Below are 15,541 nucleotides of genomic sequence, written 5' to 3'. Positions count from 1 at the left end.
GCGGCTCCGGACAGGGGCGCGCCGCCTCGGCGAGGGGATGGCTCAGTCGAAGACGACGGTGCGGTGGCCGTCCATGAGGACTCGGCCCTCGGCATGCCATGCGACGGCCCGGGCGAGAACCGCCGCCTCGACGTCCTGACCATGCCGGACGAAATCGGCGATCGCCTGATTGTGATCGACTCGGGCCACGTCCTGTTCGATGATCGGCCCCTCGTCGAGGTCGCTGGTGACATAGTGGGCGGTCGCTCCGATGATCTTCACGCCGCGGGCATGCGCCTGATGGTAGGGCTTCGCGCCCTTGAAGCTCGGCAGGAACGAATGGTGGATGTTGATGACCCGCCCTTCGAGGCGGTCGCAGAGTTCGGGGGAGAGGATCTGCATGTACCGGGCCAAGACGATGAGTTCGACATCGAGGTCGTCGACGAGAGCCGAGAGCCTCGCCTCGGCGTCGGCCTTCGTGTCCCGGGTGATCGGAATATGGTGGAAATCGTGGCCGTGGAATTCGGCGAGCGGACGGAGATCGTCATGGTTGCCGGCGACGCCGACGATGTCGATGGGCAGCTGACCGGCCGAATGCCGGAACAGCAGAGTGTTGAGGCAGTGTGCGGCTTTGGACACCATGATCAGGGTGCGGGTCCTCTTCTCCACCGGCTGCAGGCTCACGGTCATCGCGAACCGGGGAGCCACCTCGGCGAGGGCGTCTTCCACGGTCCGGGCCGAGGTCTCCGCGGGCGTCGAGAACTGCAGGCGCAGGAAGAACTGACGGGAATCGGGGGAGGAGAACTGCTGGGATTCGGTGATGTTGCCGCCCAAGCCCGCGAGCACCCCGGTCACGGCATGGACGATGCCGGTCGAATCGGGGCAGGTGACTCTCAGGATCCATTCGCAGCTCATGGACTCGATCCTAATCGGTGGCTGCGCTCAACACCCATTCCGGGTCGGCATCCGGATGGCGGTTGCGGCCCCGGACGCAGGCGGCGTCGCTGTTAGCATGGTGCCGGGTGACGGCCGCGGTTTGCGCGCCGCCTCGCTCCCATCATCGGATGCCACAGGAGAGTACTCATGACCGAAAACTCGATGCAGGCTTCGCTTGCCGACATCGACCCGCAGATTGCCGAAGTCCTCGACCTCGAGCTGGGCCGCCAGCGGTCGACGCTCGAGATGATCGCCTCGGAGAATTTCGTCCCCCGCGCCGTGCTGGAAGCACAGGGGTCTGTGCTGACGAACAAGTACGCCGAGGGGTATCCCGGCAAGCGCTACTACGGCGGCTGCGAACACGTCGACGTCGCGGAGAACCTCGCCATCGACCGCGCCAAGAGCCTTTTCGGCGCCGACTACGCGAACGTCCAGCCCCATTCCGGTGCCTCGGCCAACGCCGCTGTCATGCACGCTCTGGCCCGTCAGGGTGACAAGATGCTCGGGCTGTCCCTGGCCCATGGCGGTCACCTCACCCACGGTATGAAGATCAACTTCTCCGGACGCCTCTACGATGTCGCCTCGTACGAGGTCGACCCCGATACCTACCGCATCGATATGGACAAGGTGCGCGAGAAGGCTCTCGAACACCGCCCCGAGGTCATCGTCGCCGGCTGGTCGGCGTACCCCCGTCAGCTGGACTTCCAGGCCTTCCGCGATATCGCCGACGAAGTCGGTGCGAAGCTGTGGGTCGATATGGCCCACTTCGCCGGACTCGTCGCCGCCGGTCTGCACCCGAACCCGGTGCCGTTCGCCGATGTCGTGTCCTCGACGGTGCACAAGACCATCGGCGGGCCCCGTTCCGGTTTCATCCTCGGCAAGGAGGAGTACGCGAAGAAGCTCAACTCCGCCGTGTTCCCGGGACAGCAGGGCGGACCGCTCATGCATGTCATCGCCGCGAAAGCCGTGGCCTTCAAGCTCGCGGCCTCCGCCGAGTTCAAGGAACGTCAGGAACGCACCGTGCGCGGTGCTCAGATCCTGGCTGAGCGCCTGCTGGCCTCCGACGTCGCCGACGCCGGAGCCACAGTGCTCACCGGCGGCACCGATGTCCACCTCGTGCTCGTCGACCTGCGCAACTCCGCCCTCGACGGACAGCAGGCCGAAGATCTTCTGCACTCGGTCGGCATCACCGTCAACCGCAATGCCGTGCCCTTCGACCCGCGTCCGCCGATGGTCACCTCGGGGCTGCGCATCGGCACCCCGGCACTGGCCACCCGCGGATTCGGCGACAACGAGTTCACCGAGGTCGCCGACGTCATCGCCGAGGCGCTCAAGCCCGGTGCCGATGTCGAGACACTCTCCGCACGCGTGAAGAAGCTCAGCGACGACTTCCCCCTCTACGAAGGACTGGAGCAGTACTGATGAGTGCGCAGATCCTCGACGGCAGAGCCTGCGCGAAGCAGATCAAGGCCGAACTCACCGAGGCGGTGGCGACCCTGGCAGAGTCCGGAATCGTGCCGGGGCTCGGCACAGTGCTGGTGGGGGAGGACCCCGGTTCGAAGTGGTACGTCGCAGGCAAGCACCGTGACTGCGCCGAGGTCGGGATCAGCTCGATCCGCCGTGACCTGCCCGAGTCGGTGAGTCAGGAAGAGCTGTTGGCCGTCATCGACGAGCTCAACAACGATGACGCCTGCACCGGCTACATCGTGCAGCTTCCGCTGCCAGACCATATCGACACGGACACGATCCTCGAAGCCATCGATCCGGCCAAGGACGCCGACGGCCTGCATCCGACGAACCTCGGCCGGCTCGTACTGAATGTCAATTCGGAGATCACCACTCCGCTGCCGTGCACTCCGCGCGGTGTCATCGAGCTGATGAACCGCAACGGCATCGATCTGGCCGGCAAGCATGTCGTGGTCATCGGTCGCGGGGTCACAGTGGGCCGGTCCATCGGAGCACTGCTGACTCGGCGTGAGCACAATGCGACCGTGACCCTGACGCACACCGGCACGCGCAACCTCGATGAGCTGCTGGCTCAGGCCGATGTCATCGTGGCGGCCGCCGGTGCGGCTCGCATCGTGAAGGCGGAGGCGGTCAAGCCCGGGGCGATCGTCCTCGACGTGGGAGTCTCGCGTGAGACGGACCCGGAGACGGGGAAGTCGAAGATCGTCGGAGACGTGGATCCGGCGGTCGCCGAGGTGGCGTCCTGGGTCTCACCGAACCCGGGAGGCGTCGGACCGATGACTCGAGCTCTGCTGCTCAAGAACGTCGTCGACACCGCCCAGCGCTCAGCCAACTAACCCCTATTGCTACCTGACGGCGGCCCAGCAACCTCGCGCGAGGTTGCTGGGCCGCCGTCAGGTAGTTCTGGGAGGTGGGGTCAGTCCTCGGGGAACTTGAGTTCGAAGAAGACGCGCGGGTTGCCCGGGCCGGCATAGTCCTCGATGAGCTCTCCGCTGAAGCCCATGGAGGAGTGGAACGAGATCGCACCCGAGGACTCCGGCATCGTCGTCGCCTGCACCGAGGAGGCGCCGAGCTGACGGGAATGGTCGATGAAGTGCTGGTAGAGGTGACGGCCGATTCCCTGATGACGGAAATCCGACCGCGCTGCCACCAGGTGGATGTAGGCAGGTCCATCATGGGGAATGACGCCGAGCAGGTATCCGACGATCTCCGAACGGTAGCGGGCGACGAGACCCGAGGTGACGAACTGACGGAACCAGTAGGCATCATGGTCACCGCTGAGATCGCGGTCTCCCCAGAAGTTGGCCTGAGCGTCGAGCAGGAATTCGCGCATTTCGCGGGCGTCGACCTCATCGAGCGGACTGATGCTCAGCTGCTCGGTGTCGAAAGTTTCGTCAACGGCCATTGCGCCTCCTGATGTGTTCGTACTTACCCTCACTCTATAACGCCCCGTCCCGGAAGAATAGTGCGCTCCATGTCATCATAGAGCACATGATTCGGATTGCTTCAGTCAACGTCAACGGAGTCCGCGCAGCATGGCGAAAGGGGATGCCCACCTGGGTCGATGCAGCGAAACCGGACTTCATCACCCTCCAAGAAGTGCGCGCCGCGAACGATATTGCGCATGGTGTCCTCGCCGACACCGGATACACCACGATCAGCCATGATGCCGAGGCGAAGGGCCGCGCCGGCGTCGCCGTGATGGCCCGCACCGAACCCGAAGCGGTGCGCGAAGGACTCGGCGACGACGGCTACTTCGATCGGGCCGGACGCTGGGTGGAGACGGACTTCCGCCTCGGCGACGGATCGCTTCTGACCCTTGTGTCCGCGTACGTCCATTCCGGCGAGGCCGACACCCCCAAACAGGACGACAAGTACCGGTTCCTCGACCGCATGATCGAGCGGATGCCGCAGCTGGCGAAGACCGCCGACCATGTCCTCGTCACCGGCGACCTCAACGTCTGCCACACCGAACGCGACCTGAAGAACTGGAAAGCCAACCGGAAGAAGTCTGGATTCCTCCCGGAGGAACGAGCCTACTTCGACAAGTTCTTCGGTGAGATCGGCTACGTCGACGTCCACCGCGAACTCAGCGGCGACATCGACGGACCTTATACCTGGTGGTCGATGCGCGGTCAGGCGTTCGACAATGACACAGGATGGCGCATCGACTATCAGATGGCCACTCCGGCCCTGGCCGCAACCGCGGTCAAGGCCACCGTGGACAAAGCCAACAGCTGGGCCGAGCGCTGGTCGGACCATGCTCCGCTGGTCATCGACTACGACCTCCCGTCCGTCCAGGCCTGACCGCAGTTCGGAGGACAGACGAAGAGTCCGGGGACTCAGGACGAAATGTCCTGAGTCCCCGGGCTCTTGGCTGTCCTCTCAGCGTACTGAGACGCAGGCAGCTTCAGAATCTCAACAGCAGCGGACCTTGGGGTTGCGGTCCTGCTCATCGGTGAGATCTCGCCAGAAGGCCTTCTCCTCCATCGCACCCTCACGAGTGCCGTGGCGGCGCTCGTAGGATTCGAGGTAGTGGATATAGGCATTCTCGCCCATGATCTCCTTGAGGTACCAGTGGAGCCAGGCCCCGCCTCGGCGCAGGGATCCCCACGGATCGCTGGCGATGCGGCTGAGCGGATGTGCGGTGCTCATTCCTTCTGCCTTCCTGCTGCATGCTCGTCCCACTGTGCCTGCAGCTCACGCTCGGGCTTGCGAGCGATGAGACCGGCCGGAGCGAACATCTTCGTCTCGACGAAGGGTTCCTCCGTCGTCGGCAGGGACCCCTTCTTGATGGCCTCGATGGACTTCCAGACTGCCATGACGACGACCATCGCGACAAGAAGTGCGAAGACGATCGACAGGGTGCCCTGGACGAAGGTGTTGCGTACGACTGCGCTCATCGCCGCGACTCCCTCGGTATTGCCCATCGAGGTCTCTCCGGCCGCCAGCGCGTCCTTGTAGGCGAAGTGCTGGGCCCAGTAGCCGAGCTTCGGGTCGGAGGAGAAGATCTTCTGCCACGAGGCGACCATCGTGACCACCAGATCCCAGACCAGCGGAATGCCGGGGATCCACGCCCATTTGGCCAGGCCCATCTTGCACACGATAGCGAAGATGACGGCCAGAGCGATCGCCGCCAGCAGCTGGTTCGAGATGCCGAAGAGCGGGAACAGCGTGTTGATGCCGCCGAGGGGGTCGGTGACGCCCATGAGCAGGATCGATCCCCAGGCGGCGACCATGATCGCCGTCGTCAGCCACGCACCCGGAGTCCACGAGGGGTCCCGGAACTTCTTGGAGAAGTTGCCGAGCGTATCCGAGAGCATGAAACGGGCCACGCGGGTGCCCGCATCGATCGTGGTGAGGATGAACAGCGCCTCGAACATCACGGCGAAGTGGTACCAGAACGACATCCAGGCCGGTCCGCCGAAGACATTGTGGAGGATATGGGCCATTCCCATCGCCAGCGTCGGGGCTCCGCCGGTGCGAGAGACGATGCTCTCCTCGCCGACGTCCTTGGCCGCCTGATCGAGGATCTCCGGACTCGTCTCCACGCCGGACATGCCCAAGGAGTTGTTGATGAAGTCCGATGCGCCCTGCACGGTTCCGCCGGTGAGCGGTTCGGCGGCATTCATTGCGAAGTAGAGACCTTTGTCGAGGCAGATCGCGGCGACCAGCGCCATGATCGCGACGAAGGACTCCATGAGCATGCCGCCATAGCCGATGAGGCGAGCCTGCGTCTCCTTCTCGATGAGCTTCGGAGTCGTGCCTGACGAGATGAGAGCGTGGAAGCCCGACAACGCTCCACAGGCGATGGTGATGAACAGGAACGGGAACAGGGCGCCGGCGAACGCCGGACCTGCCGTATTGAACGCGAACTCGGTCAGCGCAGGCATCTGCACGGTCGGGTTGACGATGAGGATGCCCACGGCCAGCAGCACGATGGTGCCGATCTTCATGAACGTCGACAGGTAGTCGCGCGGTGCCAGCAGCACCCACACCGGAAGCACGGCTGCGAGGAATCCGTAGATCATCAGGCACCAAGCCAGAGTCACCTTGTCAAGGTGGAAGATCTCGGACCAGAACGGCGAGTTGTGGACCCAGCCGCCGGCGATGATCGCGATGACGAGCAGCACGATGCCGATGACCGAGGTCTCGACGACCTTGCCGGGACGCAGGTAGCGCATGTAGATGCCCATGAACACGGCGATCGGAATGGTCATCGCGATGGAGAAGACACCCCAGGGGCTTTCTGCCAGAGCGTTGATGATGACGACGCCGAGGACCGCGATGAGGATGACCATGATGAGGATGATGCCGATGGAGGCGATGATTCCGCCCGTTCGACCGAGCTCATCACGGGTCATCTGTCCCAGCGATCGACCGTTGCGACGCATGGAGAAGAACAGCACCATATAGTCCTGGACACCGCCGGCGAGAATGACGCCGAAGACGATCCACAGGGTTCCGGGCAGGTAACCCATCTGGGCCGCGAGGATCGGTCCCACGAGGGGGCCGGCACCGGAGATCGCCGCGAAGTGGTGGCCGAACAGGACGCGGCGGTCGGTCGGCGCGAAATCGCGGCCGTTGTCGTTGAGCTCTGCCGGGGTGGCTCGCTTGGGGTTCGGGCGGCAGATCTTCCATTCGATGAGCTTCGCGTAGAAGCGGAAGCCGATGAGGTAGCTGCCGACGGCTGCGGCGACGAACCAGCTGGCCGACAGCTCTTCACCGCGCACGAACGCGATCATCGACCAACCAGCGCCGGCGATGAGGGCGATGACCACCCACAGCACGATCTTCGCCGGTGTCCAGCGTGGCTTCTCGACCACGGCGACCGGCGGAAGGTCGCCCTCGGTCTTGATGTATTCGACCGACATAGTCCTCCTCCTTGAGAGACGACGCATCAGATCCTTAAGAGATGACGCGTCGGGATTGTTGAGTTCTCAGCATGATCAGACCTTCGCTGGCCGCTGCTCGACAGATGTTCGAGAACTGGGAGACACCTTGGTGAATCATGTGATCTGGTACGCACTATACCGCTGGTCCGCGGCCGAGCGTGATCCCCGACACCAGACCGGACTCCTGAGCAGAGCCGACAGGGGAGATGGCATCATAGGACTATGACGAACTCTTCACAGCCACGCACTGTCTCAGGTATCCAAGCCACCTCCGATTCCCTTCATCTCGGCAACTACATCGGAGCCCTGCAGCAGTTCGTGACTCATCAGGAGTCGCACGATGCCTTCTACTTCATCGCGAACATGCACGCGATCACCGTCGAGCAGGATCCGGCCGAGCTGCGGGAACGCACCCTGCGCACGGCCGCGCAGTTCATCGCCGCCGGACTCGACCCGGAGAAGTCGACGATCTTCGTCCAGTCCCAGGTGCCCGCCCATCCGCAGCTGTCCTGGGTCCTCGAATGCACCACCTCGATGGGTGAGGCCAGCCGGATGACCCAGTTCAAGGACAAGTCCGCGAAGCAGGAGCACGTGTCCTTGGGACTGCTCACCTACCCGGCGCTGATGGCCGCCGACATCCTCCTGTACAACCCGCAGCTCGTTCCCGTCGGTGAGGACCAGCGCCAGCACCTCGAGCTGACCCGCAACCTCGCCGACCGCTTCAACTATCGGTTCGGCAAGACCTTCACCGTCCCCGAGGCACAGATCCTCAAGGCGACCGCGAAGATCTATGACCTGCAGAACCCTGGCGCGAAGATGTCGAAGTCCCAGCCCAGCCCGCAGGGACGCATCGACATCCTCGACGATGCGAAGGCCCTGACGAAGAAGGTCAAGTCCGCCGTGACCGACGACGGAACCGAGATCGCCTTCGACCAGGAGAACAAGCCGGGAGTGTCGAACCTGCTGACGATCTATTCCTCCCTGACTGCGCGTCCGGTCGACGATATCGTCGCCGAGTACGAAGGGAAGATGTACGGTCACCTCAAGGTCGACCTCGCCGAGGTGGCCGTGGAGACCCTGACACCGGTGCGGGAGCGCACGCTGGAGCTTCTCGAGGACCGGGCCCAGCTGCAGGCGATCCTCGACCGCGGGGCGGAGAAGGCCAGCGCCATCGCCGAGGCGACCCTGCGCGAGGTCTATGACAAGATCGGCTTCATCTGATCGTGGCGAAGAAGAAACCCGAAGACGGGCCGCTCAATCTCACACCGGATATGCTCCACACCGCTGCGCGGGTGGAGGACCGGTTCAACGGCTGGATCCAGAATCGGGCCACCGACCACGCCTACCATCGCACCGTCATCGCTTACGACACCTATGGCGGGACCGGTTGGGTGCGGGTGCTCGGCCGCTTGGTGCTCACCCCGAACGGTCAGCCGGCCGCCGATGTCCACGCGAGCATCCGCGGATGGAAGTCCTTCGTGAGTGTCCCTCTGCCCAATGACACCGCCTGGGTGCGCGTGAACGACGAAGAGCATATGGTCACCTCCGATCGCGGAGGCATCATCGACACCGTGATCCCCGGGGACTTCGAACCGGGAGAGACCGAGATCGAACTGTGGACCGATGGCTCGCTCGTCGACTCTGCCGCCGTGCGCATCATCGGTGAGGACTCGACCTTCGGCATCATCTCCGATATCGACGACACGGTCATGGTCACATCGCTGCCACGTCCCTTCCTCGCCGCGTGGAACACCTTCGTCCTCAGCGAGCACGCGAGGTCACCGGTGGCGGGAATGGCCGTGCTCTATGACCGGATCACCTTCATGCGCCCGGACACTCCGATGGTCTACTTGTCGACCGGGGCGTGGAACTCTGCACTGACGCTCAAGCGCTTCCTCTCCCGCAATCTCTATCCGATGGGTCCGCTGCTGCTCACCGACTGGGGGCCGACGACGACTCGGGTGTTCCGGTCGGGCAAGGAGCACAAACGCAATTCGCTGGAACGGTTGGCCCGGGAGTTCCCGTGGATGAAGTGGCTGCTCATCGGTGACGACGGGCAGAACGATGAGGAGATCTACGGGGAGTTCGTCGAGAACCATCCGAAGAACGTCGCTGCTGTGGCGATCCGACAGCTCACAGTCGGTGAGGCTGTGTGGGCCGGCGGACGGTCGAAGCGCCACGGCCGCGGCCAGGGCGTGCCGTGGATCTACGCCCCGGACGGAGCCGGTCTGGCTTCCCGTCTGACGGAACGAGGAATCATCTCGACGATCTGAACGGAACCTCACCGCTACCTGACGGCGGCCCAGCAACCTCGCGCGAGGGTGCTGGGCCGCCGTCAGGTAGCAATTGGGGCTGAGGTGGTCTTTGAGGCGCTCGGTCGGATCAGCCCAGCTGCGCCTGCAGCTGCTGCTTCGCCTCGTCGAACTGAGCGGCGAAGGTCTCGACGAGCTCGGCGGTCGTGCGCTGCTGGCCGAGTGCACCGATGCCCTGTCCCGAGCCCCAGATGTCCTTCCAGGCCTTCGAATCCGAACCTGAAGACGAGCTGAAGTCCATCTTCGTGGGATCGGCGTCGGGCAGATTGTCCGGGTCGAGGCCCGAGGCGACGATGGACCCACGTAGGTAGTTGCCCTTCACGCCGGTGAAGTAATTCGAGTACACGACGTCGTCGGCGCCGGATTCGACGATCATCGACCGATAGTCGTCGACGACATTAGCCTCGGGCGTGGACAGGAAGGCCGAGCCGATGTAGGCGAAATCGGCACCAGCGGCCAGTGCCGCAAGGATCGAACGGCCGTGGGCGATGGCGCCCGACAGCAGCAGGGGACCATCGAACCAGGAGCGGATCTCCTGGACCAGGGCGAACGGCGACTGCGCCCCGGCGTGCCCGCCGGCCCCGGCGGCCACGGCGATGACGCCGTCGGCGCCCTTCTCGACGGCCTTGTTGGCGAAGCGGTTGTTGATGACGTCGTGAAGGACGACGCCGCCGTATGAATGGACCGCTTCGTTGACCTCATCACGGGCACCGAGCGAGGTGATGACGATCGGCACTTGGTGGCGGACCACCTCGGCGAGGTCCTCCTCGAGGCGGTTGTTCGATCGGTGGACGATGAGGTTGACCGCGAACGGAGCGGCCGGCTGCTGCGGATTTGCCGCAGTGTGGGCGGCGTTCGACTCGGAGATTTCATCGAGCCAGTCGGTCAGCTGCGAGGCCGGACGGGCGTTCAGCGACGGGAAGGACCCAACGATTCCGGCCTGGCACTGGGCCTTGACCAATTCGGGCCCCGAGGCGATGAACATGGGGGAGCCGACGACGGGCAGACGGAGTTGGGAGCGCAGATCGGTGAAGCTTGTCACGGTGCCTCCTTGCGAAGTTGAATGCATACACTCACTCTAACCGAACGATTGTTAAATGCGATACGGGCCACATTGTCGTTCGTCTCCTGGTCCGCATTTCGGCTGGCCAGACGACGAAGGCGCAGACTCTCGGAGGAGTCTGCGCCTTCGGCAATCATCAGGAATTTGATCAGGAATCCGTGAAGTTCGGGTCCCGCTTCTCGACGAAGGCGGCCATGCCTTCGGACTGATCATTCGTGGCCAGGGACGAATGGAAGAGTCGGCGCTCGTAGCGCAGGCCCTGCTCCAGGGTCGTCTCGAATGCGGTGTTCACCGCTTCCTTGACCATTGCCGAGGCGATGCGGGACTTCGACGCGATCGTCTGCGCGATCTCGTTCGCTGTATCCAGGAGCGCTTCGGGTTCGACGATGCGAGCGACGAGTCCGGAACGTTCGGCCTCCTCGGCGCCCATCATCCGGCCTGTCAGGCACATGTCCATGGCCTTGGCCTTGCCGATGGCGCGGGTCAGCCGCTGCGATCCGCCCATGCCCGGGAGCACACCGAGGTTGATCTCGGGCTGTCCGAACTTCGCCTTCGTTGATGCGATGAGGATGTCGCCCATCATCGCCAGTTCGCAGCCGCCGCCCAGGGCGTAGCCGCCGACGGCGGTGATGACCGGCTTGCGCACATCGGTCAGCCGGGTCCACCCGGCGAACCAGTCGGCTTTGTAGGCGGTCGAGAAGTCGAGGCTCGACATCTCCTTGATATCGGCGCCGGCGGCGAAGGCCTTCTCGCTGCCGGTGATGACGATCGCCTTGATCGAATCATCGGCGTCGTAGGCGGTCGCGGCATCGGTGATGTCGGTGAGCACCTGCAGGTTGAGCGCATTGAGCGCCTTCGGTCGGTTGATCGTGATGGTGGCGACGCCATCGGCGATGTCGGTCAGGATGGTTTCGAATTCGCTCATGAGAACACCTTGTCTTCGTGGTCGGTGGTGAGGATGGACTGAACTTGTTCGTCGGTGACCTCGGCCAACGAGGCGGGACTCCACTGCGGGTTGCGGTCCTTGTCGATGACTTGCGCGCGGATGCCTTCCTTGAGGTCCGGCAAGCCGGTGAGAGTGACGGCCACCCGGTAGTCCTGTTCGAGGACGCCTGCCAGGGTCATCGAAGCGGCGTTCCGGACCGCAGCCAGGGTCACCTTCACCGAGGTGGGTGCCTTCGTGCCGATGAGCCGGGCAGTGGCCTGGGCATCGGGGTTCTCGTGCGCGGCGAGAGCCGCGACGATGGCTTCGGCGTCGTCTCCGGCGTAGCAGGCGTTGATCCAGTCGGACGCCTCGGCGAGTTCGTTGTCCGGAGCATCGGTCGAGTACCGGCCGATGACCGCGTCGAGGTCCTCACCGGCGGTGAGGTCGGCGATGAGATCGGGGATCTGCGCGTCGGGGACGAAATGATCGGCGAGGCCGAGGGCGATCGCAGCACCCGCCCCGACTGGTTGCCCGGTCAGCGCAAGGTGGGTGCCGAGCTCTCCGGGGGCGTTGGCCAACAGGTGGGTGCCGCCAACGTCGGGGAAGAGCCCGATTCCGGTCTCCGGCATTCCGACCTTCGTCGAATCGGTGACGATGCGGTGCGATCCGTGTCCGGAGATGCCGACGCCTCCGCCCATCGTGATGCCGTTCATGATGACGACGTAGGGCTTGGGGAACTCGGAGATCGCGAAGTTCATCTTGTATTCGCGGTTCCAGAATCTCGCGTTCTCGTCGCTGCCGGCCACGATGTCGTTGTATACGGCCTTGATGTCGCCGCCAGCGCACAGACCGCGTTCCCCGCGACCGGTGACGAGGACGAGCTTGACCGCATCGTCGTCGTGCCAACCATTGAGGGCTTCGTCGATGGCGCCCACCATGTCCTGGCTGAGCGCATTGATCAGCTTCGGTCGGTTGAGTTCGATTCGGCCGACCCCGTTGGATACCGAGGTGATGACGGAGGCGTCCGCCTGCTCTGCCGAAGGTTCTGTCATATCAGCCCACTCCTGTGCTCTTGCGCGAGATGATCACGCGCATGATTTCGTTGGTGCCTTCCAGAATCTGGTGGACTCGCAGGTCACGCACCAGCTTCTCAATTCCATACTCTGTCAGATAGCCGTAGCCGCCGTGCAACTGGAGTGCCCTGTTCGCGACATCGAAACCGGTGTCGGTGGCCTTGAGCTTGGCCATGGCGGAGAGCAGAGATGTGTTCGGATCGCCTGCGTCGTAGGCGCTCGCGGCCCGCCACAGCAGGGAGCGAGCACCCTCGAGGTCGGCCTGCATCTGAGCGACCTCGAAGCGCAGAGCCTGGAATCCGGAGAGCTCGGTACCGAAGGCCTGGCGCTCACCCATATAGGCGATGGCCTTCTCGAGCGCGGCCTGACCGCCGCCGAGCGAGCAGGCGCCGATGTTGAGTCGTCCTCCGTCGAGCCCGGACATCGCGATCTTGAACCCTTGTCCGGGTGCACCGAGCATGTTCTCCTTCGGCACACGAACGTTCTCCATGATCACCTGTCGGGTCGGCTGGGCGCGCCAGCCCATCTTCTGCTCGTTGGGGCCGAAGCTCAGACCTTCCATGCCCTTCTCGAGGATGAAGGCGGAGATTCCACGCGCTCCGTCCTGACCGGTGCGGGCCATGACGAGGTAGGTGTCCGAGGTGCCGGCGCCGGAGATGAACTGCTTGACTCCGTTGAGCACATAGTGGTCGCCGTCCTCGCGGGCGGAGGTGCGCAGGGCGGCCGCATCGGAGCCGGCATTGGGCTCGGTCAGGCAGTAGCTGCCGAGGTGCTCCATGGAGACGAGCTTCTCGAGGTACGTGGTCTTCTGCTCGTCGTTGCCGAACTTGTCGATCATCCACGCGACCATGTTGTGGATGGAGATATAGGCGGCGACGGAGGGGCAACCGGTCGACATCGCTTCGAAGATCAGCGCCGCATCCATCCGGCCCATTCCGGTTCCGCCGGACTCCTCACTGACGTAGATGCCGCCCATTCCGAGTTCGGCGGACTTCCTGATGACGTCGACGGGGAAGAAGTGTTGGGCGTCCCATTCGAGGGCGTGCGGGGCGACTTCGGTATCGGCGAACTCACGCACCATCCCGGCGACGGTCTGCTGTTCGTCGGTGAGACCGAAAGGTAGGGCAGCTGCGGTACTGCGGGACATGATTCCTCCAAGAATCGGACGCGTATTCGGTGATCGACACCACGATACGTCCATATTACTTGGACATCCAACTAATTTCGCGCTGAGGCGGCCCCGGTGGACGATGGTCCGTTCAGCGGCCGGCTTCGGTCGGCTCAGGCGCCGGCTTCGAGTCCCGACCGCAGCGTTTCGAGATGGGGGAGCAGGGAGTCGAGGTCGATACCGGCGAAATCGGGGGAGGAGAAGACCTCGGCGTTGAGCGCCTTCGTCGCCTGAGCGGCGAGCTCGCGACCGGCATCGGTGAGGTCGACGAGCGTCGTTCGGCGATCGTCGGGATGGCTGCGCCTGGCGACGAGGCCGGCCTTTTCGAGGCGGTCGACGGAGTTCGTCGTCGAGGTCGCGTGCACCTGCAGGCGAGCGGAGATCTTCGACATCGGCAGAGTCCCGGCTCGTGTGAAAGACAGGAGTGTGAGGACTTCATAGCGCGAGAACGTCAGCGCAAAGGGTTTGAGAGCGGCATCGACTCGAGCCAGGAACAGCTGGTGGATCCTCATCACTGAGATCACTGTCGTCATTCCGTCGGCTGCGTCGTCCCATCCATGGGCCAGCCATTGCCGACGGGACTCTTCGATCGGGTCGAACCCCGTACTTGTATTCTCTTCTGCCGCCATTGTCGACAGTGTAGTGAAGTGAGAAGATGGGCGCATGTGCGGTCGACTCAATATGTCTCTCGATCCAGCAGATCTCGCTGATGAGCTGCGGTTGGATGTCGTCTCCTATGACTACGCGCCGCGCTTCAATGTGCCCCCGGGGTCATTCGTGCCGATCGTCGTCGAACGACTCGACGAGGATGGTCAGCTGCATCGTCGTCTCGAAACCGCCTCCTGGGGGCTGGTCCCGGCGTGGGCGAAGGATCCCAAGATCGGCTTCAAGGCATTCAACGCTCGTTCGGAGACAGTGCTCGAGAAGCCGATGTTCCGGCAGGCCATCCGACGTCGACGCTGTGCTCTGCCGATTCCGGGGTACTACGAATGGGAGAACACAGAAGACGGCAAGCAGCCATGGATGATGACCGCTGCCGGCGAGGATCCCCTCTTCATGGCGGGACTCTTCGAGTTCTGGAAACAGCCGGATGAGACCTGGTTGGTCTCTACGACGATCCTCACGATGGAGTCCGCGGGACACCTCAGCGATGTCCACCATCGGATGCCCGTATTCCTCGGGCGCGGTCAGATCAGTGACTGGATCGACCCCGGAGTCCTGACGAACGATGTGCCGGGCCTGCTGGCGGCGACACTCGACCAGGTTGATCCCGCCAGCGTCACTCGACACAAGGTCGGCAAAGCGGTCGGAAACGTCCGCAACGATTCTCCGGAACTCGCCGAACCCGTGGCGTAGGTCTCTCTTCACGCTGTGTGGAGAAGACTTTCCCCCGAGATCTCGGGGTTCTTCCGGGCGGGGAAGTGGGCACGTGCGGAGCGGTTTTGCAGGTGGCCGAAGATGTGTGTATTGTAGTCCAGGTTGCCAGGCCGCAAGGAACGGCAACAGTCGCTCTGATCGGGAACGATACGGGCAAACCGAAGATGAACTTCGAGTTGCGCGGATCAGAACAACCATGTAGAGTAGACATCCGCTGGCACAGCGAGTCGCAAGACGAAAAGTGCAAACAGAAACTGATACCCCCAGTTAACATGCTGCTTATTTGTGTGGTGTGGTGATGGGTGTGTGTTTGTGGTTTGAGAATCCAATAGCGTGTTTGTTTGAA

The 15,541-nt window shown here is 63.6% G+C and carries 15 protein-coding genes; 6 read left to right on the top strand and 9 right to left on the bottom strand.

From position 1 onward, the window contains the following. Nucleotides 1-42 precede the first annotated feature (42 nt). Complete coding sequence (purU, locus tag SB749_RS11830; protein ID WP_410710519.1) at nucleotides 43-894, bottom strand: formyltetrahydrofolate deformylase; 852 nt, start codon at nucleotides 892-894, stop codon at nucleotides 43-45. 168 nt (nucleotides 895-1,062) lie between these two features. Here purU and glyA point away from each other — a divergent pair, with 168 nt between their 5' ends. Together glyA and SB749_RS11820 are read left to right on the top strand one after the other, a co-directional pair. Continuing rightward, entirely contained in the window at nucleotides 1,063-2,337 is a 1,275-nt protein-coding gene (gene glyA / locus SB749_RS11825) for a serine hydroxymethyltransferase (protein WP_410710518.1), read from the top strand. Further along, the gene (locus SB749_RS11820) at nucleotides 2,337-3,218 is read left to right on the top strand and encodes a bifunctional methylenetetrahydrofolate dehydrogenase/methenyltetrahydrofolate cyclohydrolase (protein ID WP_410710517.1); all 882 of its coding nucleotides are present in this window, start codon (nucleotides 2,337-2,339) and stop codon (nucleotides 3,216-3,218) included. The genes glyA and SB749_RS11820 overlap by 1 nt, the downstream gene beginning before the upstream one ends. A gap of 80 nt (nucleotides 3,219-3,298) precedes the next feature. On the opposite strand, the gene SB749_RS11815 is transcribed toward SB749_RS11820, so the two are convergent. Beyond that, nucleotides 3,299-3,787: a GNAT family N-acetyltransferase gene (locus tag SB749_RS11815; RefSeq protein ID WP_173156470.1), complete on the bottom strand. Its 489-nt coding sequence runs from the start codon at nucleotides 3,785-3,787 to the stop codon at nucleotides 3,299-3,301. An 86-nt stretch (nucleotides 3,788-3,873) separates the two neighbouring features. Here SB749_RS11815 and SB749_RS11810 point away from each other — a divergent pair, with 86 nt between their 5' ends. Beyond that, the gene (locus SB749_RS11810; RefSeq protein WP_410710516.1) at nucleotides 3,874-4,689 is read left to right on the top strand and encodes an exodeoxyribonuclease III; all 816 of its coding nucleotides are present in this window, start codon (nucleotides 3,874-3,876) and stop codon (nucleotides 4,687-4,689) included. A gap of 111 nt (nucleotides 4,690-4,800) precedes the next feature. Here the strand turns inward: SB749_RS11810 and SB749_RS11805 are convergent, their stop codons facing one another. Further along, complete coding sequence (locus SB749_RS11805) at nucleotides 4,801-5,037, bottom strand: YbdD/YjiX family protein (protein WP_264801040.1); 237 nt, start codon at nucleotides 5,035-5,037, stop codon at nucleotides 4,801-4,803. Next, nucleotides 5,034-7,256 (bottom strand): carbon starvation CstA family protein, encoded by a 2,223-nt coding sequence (locus SB749_RS11800; protein WP_410710515.1) that lies wholly within the window; start codon nucleotides 7,254-7,256, stop codon nucleotides 5,034-5,036. Before SB749_RS11800 ends, SB749_RS11805 begins: the two co-directional genes overlap by 4 nt. A 243-nt stretch (nucleotides 7,257-7,499) precedes the next feature. Between SB749_RS11800 and trpS the strand changes: the two genes are divergently transcribed. Then, nucleotides 7,500-8,498, top strand: coding sequence for a tryptophan--tRNA ligase (gene trpS, locus SB749_RS11795; protein ID WP_410710514.1), 999 nt, complete (start codon nucleotides 7,500-7,502; stop codon nucleotides 8,496-8,498). Nucleotides 8,499-8,500: 2 nt separating this feature from the next. Continuing rightward, nucleotides 8,501-9,550: an App1 family protein gene (locus tag SB749_RS11790; protein WP_025780904.1), complete on the top strand. Its 1,050-nt coding sequence runs from the start codon at nucleotides 8,501-8,503 to the stop codon at nucleotides 9,548-9,550. Nucleotides 9,551-9,659: 109 nt separating this feature from the next. On the opposite strand, the gene SB749_RS11785 is transcribed toward SB749_RS11790, so the two are convergent. The 5 genes from SB749_RS11785 to SB749_RS11765 all read right to left on the bottom strand — a co-directional run bounded on the left by SB749_RS11785 (nucleotide 9,660) and on the right by SB749_RS11765 (nucleotide 14,447). After that, entirely contained in the window at nucleotides 9,660-10,631 is a 972-nt protein-coding gene (locus SB749_RS11785; RefSeq protein ID WP_410710513.1) for an NAD(P)H-dependent flavin oxidoreductase, read from the bottom strand. A gap of 169 nt (nucleotides 10,632-10,800) precedes the next feature. After that, on the bottom strand, nucleotides 10,801-11,577 hold the full coding sequence (locus SB749_RS11780; RefSeq protein ID WP_410710512.1) for an enoyl-CoA hydratase: 777 nt from the start codon (nucleotides 11,575-11,577) through the stop codon (nucleotides 10,801-10,803). Further along, nucleotides 11,574-12,629: an enoyl-CoA hydratase/isomerase family protein gene (locus SB749_RS11775; protein WP_410710511.1), complete on the bottom strand. Its 1,056-nt coding sequence runs from the start codon at nucleotides 12,627-12,629 to the stop codon at nucleotides 11,574-11,576. Before SB749_RS11775 ends, SB749_RS11780 begins: the two co-directional genes overlap by 4 nt. 1 nt (nucleotide 12,630) lies before the next feature. Further along, nucleotides 12,631-13,797: an acyl-CoA dehydrogenase family protein gene (locus SB749_RS11770; RefSeq protein WP_410710510.1), complete on the bottom strand. Its 1,167-nt coding sequence runs from the start codon at nucleotides 13,795-13,797 to the stop codon at nucleotides 12,631-12,633. A gap of 134 nt (nucleotides 13,798-13,931) precedes the next feature. Then, nucleotides 13,932-14,447 (bottom strand): MarR family winged helix-turn-helix transcriptional regulator, encoded by a 516-nt coding sequence (locus SB749_RS11765; RefSeq protein ID WP_410710509.1) that lies wholly within the window; start codon nucleotides 14,445-14,447, stop codon nucleotides 13,932-13,934. 52 nt (nucleotides 14,448-14,499) lie between these two features. Here SB749_RS11765 and SB749_RS11760 point away from each other — a divergent pair, with 52 nt between their 5' ends. Beyond that, a complete protein-coding gene (locus tag SB749_RS11760; RefSeq protein WP_410710508.1) occupies nucleotides 14,500-15,174 on the top strand; it encodes an SOS response-associated peptidase in 675 nt (224 codons plus the stop codon). Nucleotides 15,175-15,541: the final 367 nt, after the last annotated feature.

The sequence above is a fragment of the Brevibacterium sp. SIMBA_078 genome (assembly GCF_046534565.1).
Taxonomy (GTDB): Bacteria; Actinomycetota; Actinomycetes; order Actinomycetales; family Brevibacteriaceae; genus Brevibacterium.
The sequence above is the reverse complement of the archived record's forward strand: the minus strand, read 5'-3'. Positions and strand labels throughout refer to the sequence as shown.